The following is a 16,584-nucleotide window of genomic DNA, read 5'->3' on the forward strand; positions in this document are numbered from 1 at the left end:
GCGTCAACCGGGGCGCGCGTACCGTTGCTTATGGCTTTGTCGCGGCGGCAGTTGTTGAGGTTCGGCGGGGTGGGGGCGTCGGCGGTGCTCGTTGGGGCGGGGGCGGTGAGCAGCGGGCGGTTCGCGGCGCCGCGACGGATCGGGGACGATCCGTTCACGCTGGGGGTGGCCTCGGGGGATCCGGCGGCGGACAGCGTGGTGCTGTGGACGCGACTGGCCCCGGATCCGCTCGCGCCCGACGGGCACGGGGGCATGCACTGGGGGCCGGTGAGCGTCGATTACGAAGTCGCGCACGACGAGTACTTCCGGGAGGTGGTGGCGCGCGGGTCGGTGGTGGCGACGCGCGGGCTCGCGCACAGCGTGCATCCGGAAGTCGGTGGGCTGGAACCGGATCGGTGGTATTTCTATCGGTTCCGGGTGGGGTCGGCGATCTCTCCGATCGGCCGGACCCGGACCGCGCCGGCGGCCGGGCAGGCGGTGGCGCGGATGCGGTTCGCCTTCGCCTCCTGTCAGTCGTGGCCGTCGGGGTATTTCACGGCGTACGAGCATCTGAGCGCCGAGGATCTGGATCTGGTGGTGCATCTGGGGGATTACATCTACGAAAAGGGCTGGCGCTGGGGGCGATCGGGGATGCCGGTGGATCCGGGGTTCCGGAGCGAGGTGTTCGATCTGGCCGGTTATCGGCTGCGTTATGCCCAGGCCAAGAGCGAAGGGCCGTTGCGGGCGGCGCATGCGGCGTTCCCGTGGCTGGTGACCATGGACGATCACGAGGTCGACAACAATTGGGCGGGTGATACCGCCGGGGGCGGGATCGATATCTACCGGATTCCGGGAATGTTCCGGCGGCGGCGGGCGGCGGCATTCCAGGCCATGTACGAGCATCAGCCGCTGCGGCTGGCGCAGCTGCCGTCGGGGCCGGATATTCTGCTGCACCGGCGGTATCGGTACGGGGATCTGGCCGAGATCACGATGATCGACACCCGGCAGTATCGGAATCGACCGGCTTGTGAGCCGGGGTTGCTGTGGGGTGGGTGTACCGATCGGACGGCTGCGGACAGGACCATACTCGGTGCACGGCAACGGGATTGGCTGCTGGATGGGTTCAGCAGCTCGGCCGCCCGGTGGCAGGTGGTGGGCAATCAGGTCGCCATGGCGCGCTCGGATTACGATCCCGGGCCGGGCGTTGATCTCGGTTCGGATGCCTGGGATGGCTATGTGGCGGACCGGAATCGGGTGCTGGGCGGCGCGGCCGAGCGCGGGGTACGGAACCTGGTGGTGATCACCGGGGATCGGCATCACAACTACGCGGCGGACCTGCGCCGTGACTACGCAGAACCCGAATCACCGGTCGTGGGAGTCGAATTCACGGGAACCTCGATCACCTCCGGTGGGGACGGGTCGGATATGACCGACACCGGGCGCGATCTGCTGGCCGCCAATCCCGATCTGAAATTCTTCAACGGGCAGCGCGGGTATGTGCGGGTGGAGGTCGATCATCACCTGTGGCGCAGCGACTTTCGGGTGGTGCCGTACATCGAGCGGCCCGGGGCGGGGGTGGAGACCCGCGCCAGCTTCGTCGTACAGGACGGAGAGCCCGGCGTCACCGCCGACACCACCTCGGCCGCACCGACGGTCATGCCCGCGCATCCACGGTAGCCAGCGCCGCCCAGAGCAGCGGGGAGTGTTCGATACCCGCACCGGACTGCCAGGCGGCTAGCTCTTTACGCTGCCAATCGTTCAGGGCGGCAACCGGATCCGGCTGTTCATGAGCGGTGTCGACGGCGCGGATGGCGTGCTGGAGCGGGCGGCTGCCGGACGGTGCGCCGCCCAGGCGTTCGAAGGCCAGATCGGTGGGCAACGGCCAGCGCCCGGCCGTCACGAGCTCCGCGCCGCCGGTGAGCATGGCGGAGATCAGGCCGAACGCCTCGCCGAAACGCAGGTCGCCGCCGCTCTCGCAGGCGATGAGAGCGACCCGGCTGGGAATCGGCCAGAGCTCAGGGCCGGTACGGGGATCCGGGGTGAGGGTGTGGGTGCCGAGCAGCAGATCGCGCGCCGAGAGCGGCCGGTGATCGCGTTGCGCGGGAGCGAAACCCACGGTGCCGGCGGTGCACGCCAGGTGCATGGTGGCGGACTCGCTCTGCCCGGAGGCGGGCGCGACGGCGGTGACGTGACCGACGTACAGCAGGCGAGAAGCGCCCGCCCGCAGGGCTTCCCCGAGCCACACCCGGTCCACATCGGTGCGCCGGAACGCGGCGACCGGGTCGTCCACAGCGAGTACGAGCCTCCCATCGGCGGCCAGCTCGGAGACCAGCTCGGCCACCGGGGCCTCCGGCGTCATCCGGCCGAGCACCGAACCGAGCACCGAATCGGCACGGAACCCCGGAACCCGTGGATCCAGAACCGCCACCACCGGCAGCTCACGAGTTTCACTCCAGGACTTGGCGATACGCGCCGGGGCCTGCACGATCCCGGGCGGGGCGAGCACGCTGGTATCCGCGATATCCAGCAGCCGCAGCCCCGGATCCGGGGCCAGCAGTTCCCACGGCAGCTGGGCCACCCGCGGCGAGGGCTGAATCCGTAGGTGCGGCCGCAGACCCTTGGTATAGAAGTCGTGCATCGTCACCGCGAGGTTATACGGCAAGAACGCTGCCGAAAGCTCCTGCGCCAAAGCATGTTCGGATTCGAACGAAGCCAACTCTCCCTCGGTGAGCGCGAATTCGAGACCGAAGGGACCGCCGGGCGCGGGCAGCGCCGCCGTGAACCGCCGCATCGCCGCCTCGAGCTGTTCACGCGGCACCACGCCGATCCCGGGCGCGGCGCGGTTGTCCAGCCACCGCCAGGTGATGAAGAGATCTCCGGCATCAGCCATGCGTATCAACGCGGTCGGCCGCTCACTCGTCATGCCGCAGCCCACCGAAGCGCCGCCGCAGCGCGGTCCGCGCCAAGAATCTCGGTCATCAGTGCGCCGGTCGATTGTCGTGCGGCCACCGGAGCAAATACCTCGCAGTCGCGGCCGATCACGGTCTCGACGGTCGAGCGTCGCGTATCGGACCGCACACCAGGTTCTCGGTGACAGCCGGTTCTTACCACTCGGTGAGCGAAGGTCACGACCGCACCAGCCGGTTGTCGCGGATCGGGCGGCCGTAGCGTTCCTCGGCGGCGGTGATCCAGGCCGCGAGGGCGATGTGGCCGTCGGGGCCGACCGCGACGCGGGGTGGCGGGGTGACTGGTAAGCCTGCTGTCGCGGCGACGGCGGCCAGGGCGGTACCCAATTGGAGGGCGTCGCTGGCCGGGCCGGAGGGTGCCGGGGGCGGGGTCAGGGGTTGGCGGGCGTCGAAGGAGTTGAGCGGGGTGGCGGAGATGCGCGCGATGTCGAGATTGGTTCCCGCACACTGGGTTTCGATGAGGTCGGCGATCAGGCGGCCGTCGCCGGCCAGGTAGGCGTAGTGGAAGGCGACACGCATGGCGGGGTCGGCGATGCGGCGGTTCCAGTTCTCACGTTGTGCGCCGTCGGGGAGTTCGTAGCGGACCGCGTCCAAGGCGAGTGCGGCCGGGATGGCGATATCGAGGGCGCGCGGGAGCAGGTCCGGCACGGTCTCCAGGAGCTGACCGAAGAGGTCGGCCAGCCAGAAATCCATTTGGGCGCAGTGCAATCCGAGACCGCGGGCGGCGAATACCGCGCGTGCGGCCAGCAGCTCGGCTTCGGCCTCGGCGAAGCGTCCGGCGGCCATGGCGACGGAGGCGAGCCGGGTGCGCACCTCGGCCGCTTCCATGATCGCGCCGGAGGCTTCGAAACTCGCCAGCGCCGCACGGTATTTCGCGTCGGCGGTCGCCGTGTCGCCGCGCTGCTCGGCGAGGAATCCCATCACCTTGCGGCCGATGCCGGCGCGCACGGTGAGCCCGGCGGCCTCGTGATACTCCTGGGCGGCCAGCAATACCGGCTCGATATCGTCGAAACGCCCGGTGCGCACGTACATCAGCGCCAGATTCAACTGCGCCTCCGCCACCCCGTCCCGCGCCCCGGCCGCGTCGAAGGCCACCAGCGCCTGCCCGGCGAAATCCTCCGCCAGCTCCCAGCGTCCGGTCTCGAAATGCGCTGCCGCCAAATTCATCAGCGAATGACCCGCCCGGTCCGGTGCGTACCGCACCGCCACCCCTAACGACTCGTTGGCCAATTCGATTGCCCGCGACCACTGTTGCCGATGCAGCGCCAGCGCAGTCCCCGCCACCAGCGCCGCGAACCGCATCTCCCCCGGCGCCCCCTCCCCCTGCAACAATTCCCGCGCCCGCTCCAAAGCCTCCTGCGCGCCATCCAAATCCCCCAGATGCTGCAACGCCTGCGACAACCCGATCCAGGCCCCCGGCCGCATATGCGGCCCCGGCCCGCTCATCGCCGCCAACGCCGCCCGGTACTTCGCCACCGCCCCCGCGTGCTCCCCCAACTGATCCAGCACCGTGGCCACATCCACCATGGCGCACACCCGCAAATCCCCCGTCTCGACCCGCTCCGCCTCTTCGAAAGCCCACAGCGCCGCCGCGAACTCCCCCCGCCCCACCAACTCCGCCCCGGCCCGCAACAACTCCGACTCCCCCTCGGACCCCGCCGGGCCGGAACCGGCGGTGTCCGCTGCCGGCAGCACGGCCTCAACCGGATCGGCGCCGACTGGAGAGCTCGCGGATGGCGCGCCGCGCGAAACACCCTTCGCGGCCGCACTTGTCGATCCGCCGGACGCACCGGACTCCCCCACTTGGTTGCGCTCGTCCGCGTTCCCGGAAGCGGCTTCGTCCCCGGCGATGCCGTAGATCGAGGCATTGCCAGGCTCCGACGAATCGGGTTCGTCAGGGTCACCGGTGCGGCCGGCCGTCACGTCAGAAGTCCGAATCGTCCGCGGCGGCGGCGATTTCGGCGAGCAGCGGGACGTCCGGCCCCGCATCGACGGTCGCCGAGCCTGCGAAGCGGAGACGACCGGCGGCGAAATCGCGGATTCGCCGCCGGAGCTCGGGCGTGCCGGGGTCGAGGAAGACACCGAAGCCGGGGACTCGAATATCCACGCGTGCAACCGATCCCGCCGCGGGGATGCGGATCGAACCGACCCAGGCATCGCCGGACAACCGCAGGTCCGTCTCGACGCTGTCGGCGTCCGCACGGATGTGGCCGCCATCCCCGGCCTCGCTCCCATGAGTCGGGGTGGGGTAGCGGCCGTCCACCGAACCGCTCCCGCCAGCCAGATCGGGGTGGCCGCCGTCCACCGAACCGCTCCCGCCAGCCAGGTCGCGGTGGCCGCCGTCCACCGAACCGCTCCCATCAACTTGGGTGGGGCGGCCGCCGTTCGCGCGTTCGCTGCCGTTGCCTGAGCCGGCGGTGATGATGCGCGCCCACGGCCGTAGGTGCGCCGGGACCGCGGAGGGTGTGCCGGGGGCGGCGGCGACGCTGACCTCGACGGAGGTGGTGGCGGCGGTGCGGGTGACCCGCCAGGAGACTGCGCGTTCGGAGGCGTCTATCAGGCCGGGTGGGCAGAGCCGCCAGTCCCAGCCGTTGGTGCCGCGACCGAGGACGATGCCGTCGGGGTGGGGTGGTTCCAGGCCCGCGGCCAGGGCGTAATCGGATGCGCGCGGGAAGGATTCGGTCATGGCGGCCACCGCGGGGGCGACGGCGTCGGCGCCGTCGACGAGCGGGTCGCATTCCTCGGTGAGCGCGGCGATATCGCGGTCGAGCAGGGCCGGGTCCAAGGGCGCTATCGAGTCGAGGGTGGAGGCGGGCCACCAGCGGGCGGCCCAGTGCGCGTAGGCGAGGCGGCGTGCGCTGACAGCCAAGGGTGACAGGACGGGTGCGGCGCTGTGCTCGCCGGTGCCGGCCTCGGCCAGGGCCAGGGCGACCGGTTCGCCGTAGATCGCCCAGACCCATTCCTGGGCGGCGTCGACGTCGTCGATCACGGCGGCCGGCAGCAGTTGGCCGTCCAGGAGATTCCAGGTCAGGTGCCCGCCGACGACCTCCAGCACCATGGTGTGGATGGCGGCGGCGGGGTCCAGGACGGTCGGCGCGCCCGGGGGTACGATGCCGTACAGCCCGTCGCCGCAGGGGCTGATCCGCAAGGCCGAGTTGCTCATCCCGCCCTCGATTCCATCGCGTCGAGTTCGTGCACGCCGGTCGCCAGTGCTCGTTTCACGCGGGTCCGGTGGTCCAGAATCACCGACCGGGCGACGCCGTCCAATACATCCCAGAGTTCGCCGGCCGAGTAGACGGGGAACTCGCGGACATCCCAGCCGTGCAGCCGTGCCCACAATCGTCGCAGATAGGGCCGCCACGGCACCTGCAACTCCGCCGCGATGGCCGCGAGCGGGCCGGTGGTGGCCGCGGGGTCGGTGCGGACCGCGAGCCGCCGCGCTTGCAGCACATAGGCTTCCCGCTGCCACCGGCTGTTGATCACCCGTGCGGCCGCGGTGCCCGCCGGGCGCGGCTGCGCGCCGAGCCGCCCCGCCATCGCCGTGCCGGCCCGGGGCGACCCGTCGTCGAATCGGCCGGATCCCGGTTCCGGCCCGCCGCCACCGATGGGCCGCAGTTCCTTCGCCAGGACCGAACCGGCCGCCGCGGCTACCCGCAGGGCTTCGTCGAGCAGGGCCCAGGGCGCGCAGGAGCGAGCGATCTCGGCGGCCACCAGTTCCGGGATTTCGGGGAGGTCGGCGCGTTCGCTGGAAGCCTGGAGGACGGTGAAGACGCGCTCGTGAATGGTGCGGTCGAACGGGAGGCCGAGGGTGGATGTGGAGGCGGACGCACCGACGGCGGGCGGCGCCGGAACCGGGTGCAGCGTCAGGCCGAGTTCCTGTGCGACACCGGCGTTTTCGTCGAGCCACAGACCGATTCCGGTGTGGGTCCCGGCGAGCGCGGCGACGAGGTCCTCCAGATCGACGTCACCGGCCGGCTCACCCAGCCGCTCGGCCGCGCAGGCGTCCAGCAGCAGCGCGAGTTGATCGGTGTGCCGGGGCACCGGGGTGTGCGGGCGACGGCTCCAGGCGGTAGCGATGAGGGCGGCGAGTTCGTCCTCGCGGGCCGGGTCGGTCAGGTATTCGCGCAGGGCCTGGGTGGTGCGGCCCGCGGTCATATCATGGATCTCGCGCAGCGCGGCCTCGGCGGCGGCCCGGTCGCGGACCGCGTCCGGCATTCCGGAGACCGTGGCCAGTTCGAAGCAGCGCTGGAAATACTGGTCCTGGGCGTTCCCCTCGGTGATCCGCAAGGCCCGCCGCGTCTGTTTGAGCAGGGTGAACCAGGCCGCGGTGGCCGCGAGCACGTCGGAGGCGGCGTTCACGCGGGTGGCCAGCAGCACCGCCCCGTCCTCGGTGAGCACCGATCCGGCGCACGAGGGGTGCTGGACCGGCCGGATCACCAGCGGATCCAGGATGAGCTTCACGGTACGGCGCAACGGTCCCCCGTGCGGTCCGCTCAACGCCTCGACCCCGTCGAGACGCCGCCAGACCTCGTCCAGCACCATGGCCCGCGGTCGTCGCATTCGCCCAGGTTAGCGGAGTGCGGCAGAGCTTCGCGCACCGAAACTTGGGATCGGTAGGGCACGCCCCGATTCCTACTGTTCTGGCAACGGCTCCACCCGAGAGCCCGACGCACCAGAACGAGGAAACACCATGAACGCCAAGTCCTTCCGCCGCACCGCCACCGCTCTCGTCGCCACCGCCGCCGCCATCGCCCTGGTGACCGGCTGTTCCGATGACAAGGGCGGCACCACGGTCACCGACCACACCACCTCCGTCGCCCCGGTCGGCCCGGGCAGCCCGGCCCCGTCCGGCGGCCACTCCTCGGCCCTCGTGGACGGCAAGGCCCTGGACGCCAAGTTCGACACCACCTGCGCCAAGCAGGGCGGCACCCTGGCCCTCGCGCTCACCGACGTCAACAACGCCACCTACGGCAACCTGAGCGTGAGCGCCACCTTGAGCGGTGACGACACCGTGCAGGCGGTCGGCATCGCCGGCACCAAGGGCGGCAGCAACGGCTCCCCGTACGCCGTCGGCTACGGCAACGGCGTGCCCGGCGGTTCGGCCAAGGTCACCAAGAGCGGCAATACCTACACCGTCACCGGTGAGGGCGTCGGCGGGGTCGACCTCACCAATCCGATGGCCGGGCCGAAGAACTCGAAGTTCGAGATCGTCTTCGCCTGCTCCTCGATCGTCGGCGGATAGTGCCCCACCCCGCTCATGCCGGATTGGCATGAGCGGGTTAATTCCCCTTTCCCGTTCCACCACAACCGTTTTCGAGGACACCATGACCAAGAACATTCGCATCGCCGCCCTCGCCCTGGGCGGCCTCGCCATCGCCTACTACGTGTGGACCGGGCTCACCTCCGACAGCGCGTTCGGCTGGATCGGCTGGCAGATGGCGCTGCCGATCATCGCCTTCACCCTGGTTCCGATCGTGTTCGCCTTCACCGGCGAGGGCATCATGTCCGCTCTCACCGGTCTCAACAGCTCCGAATTCCGCGATGGCCTGCTCGGCATCGGCACCGTGCGCGAAGTCGGCCAGACCGGCGTGTCGGTCAACGATCAGCCGCAGGTCCGCATCGAACTCCAGGTGGAGGCCGCCGACGGCAAGACCTTCACCTCGCACGCCAAGATGATCGTCCCGCTCACCCAGCTGGCGCTGCTGCGCCCCGGCGTGGTGCTGCCCGTCCGGTACCTGCCCGGCCGCACCGACCGCGTCGAGGTCGACCTCTCCGGCGATGCCGCCGCCGCGCAGGAAGTCATGAACGCCAGCATGATTCGCAAGGGTTTCACCACCGAGGCCAAGCTCGATATCGGCCGCCGCGGCATCCCGGCGCAGGCGGTGGTGAGCGCGCTGTCGGTGCCGGGCGAGATCCGCGACGGCCACTCCCGGCTGGACCTGACCCTGGTCGTCACCCGCCCCGACGGCAGCACCTTCGAAACCCGGACCGAGAAGTTCCTGCCGCCCAACAGCGTCCCCCTGGTGCAGGTCGGACGGGTGGTGCAGGTCCGCTACCTGCCCGGGAACGAGCGCGAGGTGGTGCTGGCGCTGCCGGTCAACACCTGAAGCCGTTCCGGAACTCCGCGAGCCGCAGGCATCATGCCTGCGGCTTTCGCTTGTGGTCAGTAGGGCTGGGCCTGGGTGGACCAGCGCGGGGCCAACTCGCCGGCCAGCCCGGAGGGGAAGGAGACTCGGGCCGGGTCGCCGTCGGCGGTGTAGCGCCCGCCGGGGTGCGCGGCCAGGTCGTCGAGCCAGTAGCCGGAATCGAAGGGGACATCGCCGCGCCCCGAGCGGATCCGCGGGATGCCGCCGGGATCCAGATCACCGAAAGGCGTTGGCGCAGGGTTCGATCCGACGAGAAGTACGCCGTCGAAGGCATAGCTCGTGCCGTCCCAGCTGCCCGCCCGCGCCAGGGCGCGATCGGCGGGCGCGATGCCGAGCGGCAGGGCCATGGTGTGCACGGTGTATCCGGGGACCGCGGCGGTGATGGCCCGGATGTTCTCGGCGAATTCGCGCTGCACGCCGGTGGCGTCCAAGGTGGCGAGATTGGCGTGATTCGCGGTGTGCGCACCGATTTCGTAACCGTGCGCGGCCAGCCACGGCAAGGCGCGCGCGTCATTGCCGAAGGGGTCGTTGTTCACATAGAACGAGGCGGTGGCGGGGAAATCGGGGTGCCGGGCGGCGAAATCCTCCAGCAGGCCGACGGCGCAATCCGGTGTCACCGCACCGGTATCGGTGAAACTCAGCTGGCTGCGGGTGGAATCGTCGAAGGTGAGCACCACCGGATGCGTCCCCGCGGGCAGATTCAGGTCACCGGCCAGATACCGCGCCAGGGTGACCGGCCGATAGCCTTCCCGGTACAGGCGATCCAGTTCGGCGGTGAATTCCGCGGGCGTCTGGTCGTATTCACCGCCCGGCACCGCCACGATCTGGTGATACATCAGCACCGGCACCAGGCCGAGCTCGTTCGCGGCGACGGACGCGGGATTCGGCGGCGCGGGCGCGGGCGCGGAGGTCGCCGGAGCCACCACGGCGGCGGCCGGGTCCGCGGGCGACCCGCAGGCCGCTACCGCCGCACACACCAGCATCGAGACCGACAGTCGCGCGGCGAACGCAGATCCCCGCTTCATCGCCGCAACGCTACGCCGCGACAACGGTTTTGGGATGATCTCGGTAAAACCGGCATCATCCCGGCGGCGGGCGGCGATAGTGATCCCAAAACGTCTGTGGAAGTTGGTGTGTGCGTTGCTGATGCGGCTCCGGTCATCCAACCGGCGACAGCTTGCCCTGTACGCGGTCGGCACGGTGCTGGTCCTGTTACTCGGCACGATCCTGCTCACCCTGGGGCGCGGGGACCCCTCGCGCGCGGCCGCGGATACCGAGCCGCCGGGCCTGGACCTGATCCAACCCGATCCCGTTGCCTCCTACCGGGATCCGGTGGTGCTGCGCGGGGTCGCGGCGGGCGCGGACCGGGTGTCGGTGGGCGAGCAGTCGACGCAACCCGGCAAGGACGGCGCGTTCGAGCTGCGGCTCACCCAGCGGCCGGTGAACGCCACCGTGGTCGCGGTGGATACGGCGGGGAATCAGACGACCCGGCCGCTCACGGTGAATGTCACCGTGCCGCGCATCCGGGCCGTGCACGTGACGGCCTACGGCTGGGCTTACGAGGGTCTGCGCGAGCCGGTGCTGGATCTCGCCCGGCGCGGCCTCATCGATACCGTGCAATTGGATATCAAGGACGAGGACGGCGTCATCGGCTACGACTCGCAGGTACCGCTCGCCCGCGAATCCGGTGCGGCGACAGCCATCTACGATGCCCGCGCCGCCATCGCCCAGCTGCACGAGATGGGCCTGCGGGTGGTGGGCCGGATCGTGGCCTTCCGCGATCCGACCATGGCGAGCTGGGCCTGGCACAACGGCCGGCCGGACTGGGTGATCCAGAATCCGTCCGGGCAGCCGTACTCCAGCGGGTACGGGGCGATCGCCTTCACCAATTTCGCGAACCCCGAAATCCGCGGCTACAACATCGATCTCGCGGTGGAGGCGGGTCAGCTCGGCTTCGACAGCGTCATGTACGACTACATCCGCCGCCCGGACGGCAGCCTGTCCGGGATGGCCTTCCCGGGGCTGGCCGAGACGCCGTCGGAGTCCGTGGCCGGGTTCTTGCGCGAGAGCAAGGACCGGGTGCACGCGGCCGGGGCCTCGGTGAGCGCCGCCGTCTTCGGCATCGCCGCCACCCGCCCCGACGAGATCGCCCAGGATATTCCGGCCATGGCGCGACAGGTGGATTATCTCGCGCCGATGCTCTACCCCTCGCACTGGCATTCCGGCGAATACGATGTGGCCAGCCCGAATTCGCAGCCCTACGACATCATCTTCCGGTCGCTACAGGACTTCCGTGCGCGCGTGGAGGGCACCGGCGCGGGCATCGTGCCGTGGTTGCAGGATTTCAGTCTGGGCGTCTCCTATGGCGATGCCCAGGTGCGTGCGCAGATCGACGCGACGCGTGATGCCGGGTACGACGGGTTCGTGCTCTGGAATCCGGGATCGACCTATCACGGTGGCGCACTGAGCAATTGAGAAGCCCGGTAGCGCCACCGCACCGGCTACGGCAGCGGAAGCGGTGGCGTGACCGGGAATTCGACCGGCAGCGCGGTCAGCGCCCGATGGAACGGCCCCGGCCGCCAGGTCAGCTTGTCGATCCCGACCGCCAGCCGGATCTCCGGAATCGCGTCCAGCAGTTGGTCGATGGCCTCCTGCGCGATCAGATACGCCATGGCGCTGGCCGGGCACACGTGCGGCCCGGTACCCCACGCCAGATGCGAGCGATTGCCCACGTGACTGGCGATGCTCACCGCCGGATCCTCGTTGCAGGCGGCGATGCTGATCACCACCGGCTGATGCGCGGGCAGCCACACCTCGTCCACCAGCGTCGGCTGCCGCGGGAAACTGATGCAGAAGTTGGCCATCGGCGGATTGTCGAAGAGCACCTCGTCCAGTGCGTCCCGGGTGGAGAGGCTGCCGCCGACCAGGCTGCCGCCGAAGCGTTCCTCGGTGAGGGTGAGCAGCAGCGAGTTCACGATCAGGTTCTGCTGCGGTTCGATGCCCGCGCCGTAGAGGGTGGCCAGCTGATGCACCATCTCGATATCGCTGAGCCCGGCCGGATGGCCGATCATCCGGCTGGTGACGTCGTCGCCGGGTTCGGACCGTTTGTGCGCGGTCAGCTTGGCGAGCGCGTCGACCAGCAGCTTGTTGCCGTGCCCGGCGTCGACGCCCTCGAAGATGGCCGCCATGCCCGCCGCCGCCTGCCGGGCGATCTCCTCCGGACAACCCAGGAGGTTGTTCAGCACCGCGAAGGCGAGCGGAAAGGCGTACTCGCGCACCAGATCCGCGCTACCCCGTTCACAGAAGGCATTGATCAGCGGCGCCGCCACCCGCGCCACCGTGGCGGGCAGCCCGAAGTGATCGACCCGGTCCAGCCCGGCGGTGTTGATCTGCCGGTAGCGGGCGTGCTCGGCGCCGGAATTGCGTAATGCGTTGGGCCGCCACTGCATCATGGGCAGCACCGGGCAGTCCTCGGGCACCTCGCGCTGCCAGATGCGCGGGTCGGCCGGGAAACGGTCCGGATCGTTCATGATCCGGACCGCGGTGTAGTAGCCCAGCACCAAGGTGGCCGGTACCCCCGGCGCGAGTTCCACGGGCGCCAAAGACCCGTACTTCTCGCGCATTTCGCGATAGACCCGTTTCGGGTCGGCCGCGAACTCCGGGGTGTACATCGGCACCCGGGCGCCGGTGTGTTCGAGCGGTGATCCGTGTGGGAACGCGGATGTGGTCATGTGCGGGCACTCCAGAGTTCGAGCGGTCGAGCCCCGCGAGCCTAAGCAGCCGACCGGCCGGTCGCACCCTGTTTCGCGTATCCGCTCACCGGTTGCCGATCGCGACCGGGAGATTTTGGACGGGTGTGGTGTTCGGCGAAGGGGATGCCGAACACCAACCCGCATCGAGAAGGATAGCTCTCCGGCGCGGCGGCGCAACTCGTGGCGGCTACGGAATACTGTTCTGCACAGCGGATTTCGATCTGTGATAGGCGGTGGCCACGGCCACCAGCCAGGTCAGTTCGCCCTGCACGGTGGGCTGGGGCGGGTGGCGGAAGGTTTCGCCGAGATCGACGGCGGGGGCTCCGGAACGGTGCGCTTGCAGGGCCGCGGCGATGCGGGCCGCTTCGATGGCGGCGGGGCGGTCGGCGGCGGGGATATCCAGTTCGGCGGCGAGAAGTTCTGCGCGCGCGGTGATCTCGGGTGTCAAGTGTGGTTGCAGGAGCAGCAGGGTATCGCGGATTTCGATGACGCGGCGGTAGACGCGGTCGCGGGTGGGGCGGCGGGTCACCGGGGCGGCGTCCGACAGCTCGGGAGCCGCGGCGCGCAGGTCCGACCAGAGGGGGTGCAGGCGGGGCAGGGCACGGACGCGGTATGCCACGCCGACCGCCTGCGGAATCAGGGAGGGGCACAGGTAGCCGATCAGCATGACGGCCGCGCCGAGACTCGCGAAGGCCGGGGCGATCTCGGTGTTCAGGCGGAAGGCGTCGATATCCGCCCAGGCGGCGGTGATGGCGGCGGCCTTGCCGACGCTGTAGCCGACCGCGATGAGGGAACCGATGCCGAGCAGCACCAGGCCGTTGCGCAGCCAGGGCTGTTCGCGGGTCTGCGGAAGCCAGGCGCGGCACAGCTGGGCGATGCGCAGCAGGCCCGCGGTGTAGGCGATCAGATAGACGGCCAGGAACGCATCCACGAGGCCGGCCGTGGCGTAGTGGTAGTCGAAGTCGGTGGCGTGCACCCGGTCGTGCACGGGGGCGGCGGCGAACAGCAGCGTCATCACCGCCACCACGGCGGCGTTCACCAGCATGACCGTGCGGGCGCGGCCCCACCGCGTGGCGGCCGCCGGTGCGTCCGGTTCCACCAGGTAGGCGGTCCACACCAGCTGCGACAGGACGGCGGTGGTGATGGCCGAGTACACGATCAGCGAAGCCAGGTTGGGGATGCCGCTCGCGCGGCCGATCCATTCGTAGATCGGCGGTACCGCCGCTTCGAAACCCGTTGCCGCACAGGCGATGGAGATGGCCACCGCCCAGCGCGCCGGGGCATGCGGGGCGCGCGCCGCCAGCACCAGCCGCCAGGCGCAGGCCACCACCGCGAGCGCGCCGATACATCCGTAGGTCACCGCGAACTGCACGTGATCAGTCTTCCCCGGGGCCGAGCGTGTCGAGCAGGTTGCGGATATCGGCGGGCACCGCATCCGGCAGCACCCACTCCGCGCGCGGCGTCCAGCGCGAAATGTGGTGCGCCATCAGCAGATCCGCGATGTGCTCGGCCTCCTGCTCCTGCTCTTCGGAGGAGCAGGAGCGGCCCAGCATGCGCCGCACCACCGCCGGATCGATATTGGGGGCGAGCAGCCGCAGCGCGTCCTGCCCGGTGACGGTGACGGTGCGATGACCGGCGAGCAGGTGCCCCAGTTCGTGGCACACGATGTGATCCTGATGCAGCGGCGACGTATCGCTCTGGTAGGCAATGAAATCGATGTCCCGGGTGACCAGCAGCCCGCCCGAGAGGCCCGCCACCGGGAAGCGTTCCGGGCGCAGCCGCAGCGGCCGCCCCCGTCGCGCGGCCAGCGCCGCGGCCAGCTGCGCCACCGTGAAACGGCTCGTCAGCCCCAATTGCCGTAACTCCCGCCGCAATCCGCGACGGTCCATCATCGAATGCTCACCGCCAGAGCCTTCCCAGACCGCGATCCGCATGGCTCACATGTCTTCCCCGCCGTGCTCGGCCTCGATCCGCCGCAATACATCGAGCATCGCCACGATGGCCTCGGCGCGCACGATACCGTGCGCCAGGCCGTCGCGCAGGACGAGTTCCAGCGCCTCGGCGTCGGCTTTTCCCTTGAGCGCGCTGATCAATGCCAGCTCCCGGCCGCGCGCGACCGCCAGCTCCGGATTCGTCAAGGGATCCAGACTGTCCAGCCCGAAATACACCCGTAGCGCGTCCAGCGTCTCGAAGGACGGATTCACCGTCTGCCCCGTGCGCAGCTTCCACAGATAGTTCGCCGAGAGCGCGAGACCGGTGGTGTTCGCGATGTCTTCGGCCAGCGCACGATGGGTGATCTCCACCTCCCGGCCCTCCGCGACCGCCGGCGGGTGCATGGCATTGATCAGCGTGGTGAGAGCACGGGTGAACGGATGCTGTTGCGCGGCAACCATTCGAATCTTGTCTCCTGTAGTTGACAGGCGCGGTGAGCGCGATCATATACTCAGTCGATTTCGCGACCAACCGCCGAAGGCGTTGTCCCAGAAGGGGAGGACACCGACGATCGGCCCGGCCGCCGAAGTCAGGATGGGGCGATCGACGCGGCTCGCCCCATTCGGGAAACGGCGACCGGCAAGGTGAGCGGTCCTCGGTGCCGGAATCCCGACCGCCACGGAATCGACTGCGCGTCAACGGTGATGCGCGGTTCGGGCCAGTGGGCGTAGATCGCTTCGAGCACAGCGCCGATAACCGGGCGCACCAGCGCATTGCCGACACAGGCGTGCGCACCGTGCCCGAGGGCGAGATGCGGGTCAGGGTTCCGGCGCACGTTCAATTCCGCTGGGGCGTCGAAGATTTCGGGGTCGTGATTCGCCGACGCCAGGCACAGCAGTACCGTCTCCCCCGCGGCGACGGGGTGACCGGCCAATTCCAGATCGGTGCGCGCGAAACGCGGTCCGGCCAGCACCTGCGGGGACAGGAAGCGCAGCAGTTCATCCACCGCCACGGTGCGATCGGTGGCGGCGCGCAGGGCGGCCAGCTGATCCGGGCGGGACGCGAAAGCGTGTACCGCGCCGGCCAGCACATCCATCAAGACCTCGTACCAGACGAACAGCAGGTAGAACAGCAGTCCGGCGGTCTCACCGGGAGCTCCGGCGTGGACCAGGCGGCCGAGCATGGTGGCCTCGCCGTCGGTGCGGCCCTGCGCGATCGCGCCCATGATGACGCGCTGCATGATCTCCAAGGTGTCGCGGGCGCGCGGCCCGGCATCCGGGCGCAGCGTCAGCTCCGCCCACTCCGCCAGGGCGCCGCGCTGAACGGTGGACAGGCCGAGCAACTCGCCCAGCAGCAGACCGGGCAGCGGCAGCGCGATCCGCTCCACGAAATCGAACTCTGGCCTGTCACCCAGCCCGCTCAACCAGGGTTCGACCAATTCCCCGGCCCGCTCACCCCACTCCCCGGCGCGGCGCAGCTGCCCGACCACCCCGCCGCGCAGCCGGGCCAGCTGTTCGGGTTCGCTGCTCTGGAAGACGTCCAAGGGTGCCGGCACCGCGAACCCGCGATAGTCGTCACCACACGCGTACTTCAGATTCGTCGACAGCCGGTCGTCCAGCAGGCCCGCCCGCACATCCGCAAACCGGGTCACCAGCCAGGCGGGCGGCCCGTCGGGCGTGCGCACCCGATGCACGCCCCCGTCATCGCGCAACTCCCGCAAGACATCCCACGGGTCCCGCGCGAAAGCCTCGTCGAAGATACTCAGCATCCGGCCATCATCTCCTGTGCGGCCCAGGCGATCTCGACTAC

The 16,584-nt window shown here is 70.0% G+C and carries 14 protein-coding genes; 4 read left to right on the forward strand and 10 right to left on the reverse strand.

What is annotated here, in order from left to right:
- Positions 1-30 precede the first annotated feature (30 nt).
- Positions 31-1,656, forward strand: a complete 1,626-nt coding sequence (locus NI1_RS21840; protein ID WP_067824048.1) for an alkaline phosphatase D family protein — start codon at positions 31-33, stop codon at positions 1,654-1,656.
- Here NI1_RS21840 and NI1_RS21845 read toward each other — a convergent pair.
- From NI1_RS21845 to NI1_RS21860, 4 genes are all read right to left on the reverse strand, one after another.
- Positions 1,634-2,902 (reverse strand): CHAT domain-containing protein, encoded by a 1,269-nt coding sequence (locus tag NI1_RS21845; RefSeq protein ID WP_067824050.1) that lies wholly within the window; start codon positions 2,900-2,902, stop codon positions 1,634-1,636. The two genes, NI1_RS21840 and NI1_RS21845, sit on opposite strands and share 23 nt — an antisense overlap.
- Positions 2,903-3,104: 202 nt before the next feature.
- Positions 3,105-4,640 (reverse strand): tetratricopeptide repeat protein, encoded by a 1,536-nt coding sequence (locus tag NI1_RS21850; RefSeq protein WP_245663352.1) that lies wholly within the window; start codon positions 4,638-4,640, stop codon positions 3,105-3,107.
- Between the two features lie 229 nt (positions 4,641-4,869).
- Positions 4,870-6,108: a hypothetical protein gene (locus NI1_RS21855; RefSeq protein ID WP_067824053.1), complete on the reverse strand. Its 1,239-nt coding sequence runs from the start codon at positions 6,106-6,108 to the stop codon at positions 4,870-4,872.
- Positions 6,105-7,487 (reverse strand): hypothetical protein, encoded by a 1,383-nt coding sequence (locus tag NI1_RS21860; protein WP_067824054.1) that lies wholly within the window; start codon positions 7,485-7,487, stop codon positions 6,105-6,107. The genes NI1_RS21855 and NI1_RS21860 overlap by 4 nt, the downstream gene beginning before the upstream one ends.
- Before the next feature lie 148 nt (positions 7,488-7,635).
- Here NI1_RS21860 and NI1_RS21865 point away from each other — a divergent pair, with 148 nt between their 5' ends.
- Both NI1_RS21865 and NI1_RS21870 read left to right on the forward strand, forming a co-directional pair.
- Complete coding sequence (locus tag NI1_RS21865; RefSeq protein ID WP_067824057.1) at positions 7,636-8,187, forward strand: lipoprotein LpqH; 552 nt, start codon at positions 7,636-7,638, stop codon at positions 8,185-8,187.
- Positions 8,188-8,269: 82 nt separating this feature from the next.
- On the forward strand, positions 8,270-9,052 hold the full coding sequence (locus tag NI1_RS21870) for a hypothetical protein (protein ID WP_067824060.1): 783 nt from the start codon (positions 8,270-8,272) through the stop codon (positions 9,050-9,052).
- Between the two features lie 56 nt (positions 9,053-9,108).
- Here the strand turns inward: NI1_RS21870 and NI1_RS21875 are convergent, their stop codons facing one another.
- Positions 9,109-10,116 carry a polysaccharide deacetylase family protein gene (locus NI1_RS21875; RefSeq protein ID WP_067824062.1) on the reverse strand — a complete coding sequence of 336 codons (1,008 nt, stop codon included), beginning with the start codon at positions 10,114-10,116 and terminating at the stop codon, positions 9,109-9,111.
- A gap of 121 nt (positions 10,117-10,237) precedes the next feature.
- Here NI1_RS21875 and NI1_RS21880 point away from each other — a divergent pair, with 121 nt between their 5' ends.
- On the forward strand, positions 10,238-11,566 hold the full coding sequence (locus tag NI1_RS21880; protein ID WP_245663362.1) for a putative glycoside hydrolase: 1,329 nt from the start codon (positions 10,238-10,240) through the stop codon (positions 11,564-11,566).
- A gap of 26 nt (positions 11,567-11,592) precedes the next feature.
- Here NI1_RS21880 and NI1_RS21885 read toward each other — a convergent pair whose 3' ends face one another.
- The 5 genes from NI1_RS21885 to NI1_RS21905 all read right to left on the reverse strand — a co-directional run bounded on the left by NI1_RS21885 (position 11,593) and on the right by NI1_RS21905 (position 16,543).
- The gene (locus NI1_RS21885) at positions 11,593-12,822 is read right to left on the reverse strand and encodes a cytochrome P450 (protein ID WP_067824064.1); all 1,230 of its coding nucleotides are present in this window, start codon (positions 12,820-12,822) and stop codon (positions 11,593-11,595) included.
- A 208-nt stretch (positions 12,823-13,030) separates the two neighbouring features.
- The gene (locus tag NI1_RS21890) at positions 13,031-14,215 is read right to left on the reverse strand and encodes an MAB_1171c family putative transporter (protein ID WP_067824067.1); all 1,185 of its coding nucleotides are present in this window, start codon (positions 14,213-14,215) and stop codon (positions 13,031-13,033) included.
- Between the two features lie 4 nt (positions 14,216-14,219).
- Positions 14,220-14,735: an ImmA/IrrE family metallo-endopeptidase gene (locus tag NI1_RS21895; RefSeq protein WP_157535256.1), complete on the reverse strand. Its 516-nt coding sequence runs from the start codon at positions 14,733-14,735 to the stop codon at positions 14,220-14,222.
- Positions 14,736-14,780: 45 nt separating this feature from the next.
- Positions 14,781-15,236, reverse strand: coding sequence for a hypothetical protein (locus NI1_RS21900; RefSeq protein ID WP_067824073.1), 456 nt, complete (start codon positions 15,234-15,236; stop codon positions 14,781-14,783).
- A gap of 128 nt (positions 15,237-15,364) precedes the next feature.
- Positions 15,365-16,543 carry a cytochrome P450 gene (locus NI1_RS21905; protein WP_067824076.1) on the reverse strand — a complete coding sequence of 393 codons (1,179 nt, stop codon included), beginning with the start codon at positions 16,541-16,543 and terminating at the stop codon, positions 15,365-15,367.
- Positions 16,544-16,584 lie beyond the last annotated feature (41 nt).

This window comes from Nocardia inohanensis NBRC 100128 (assembly GCF_001612945.1).
GTDB lineage: Bacteria > Actinomycetota > Actinomycetes > Mycobacteriales > Mycobacteriaceae > Nocardia > Nocardia inohanensis.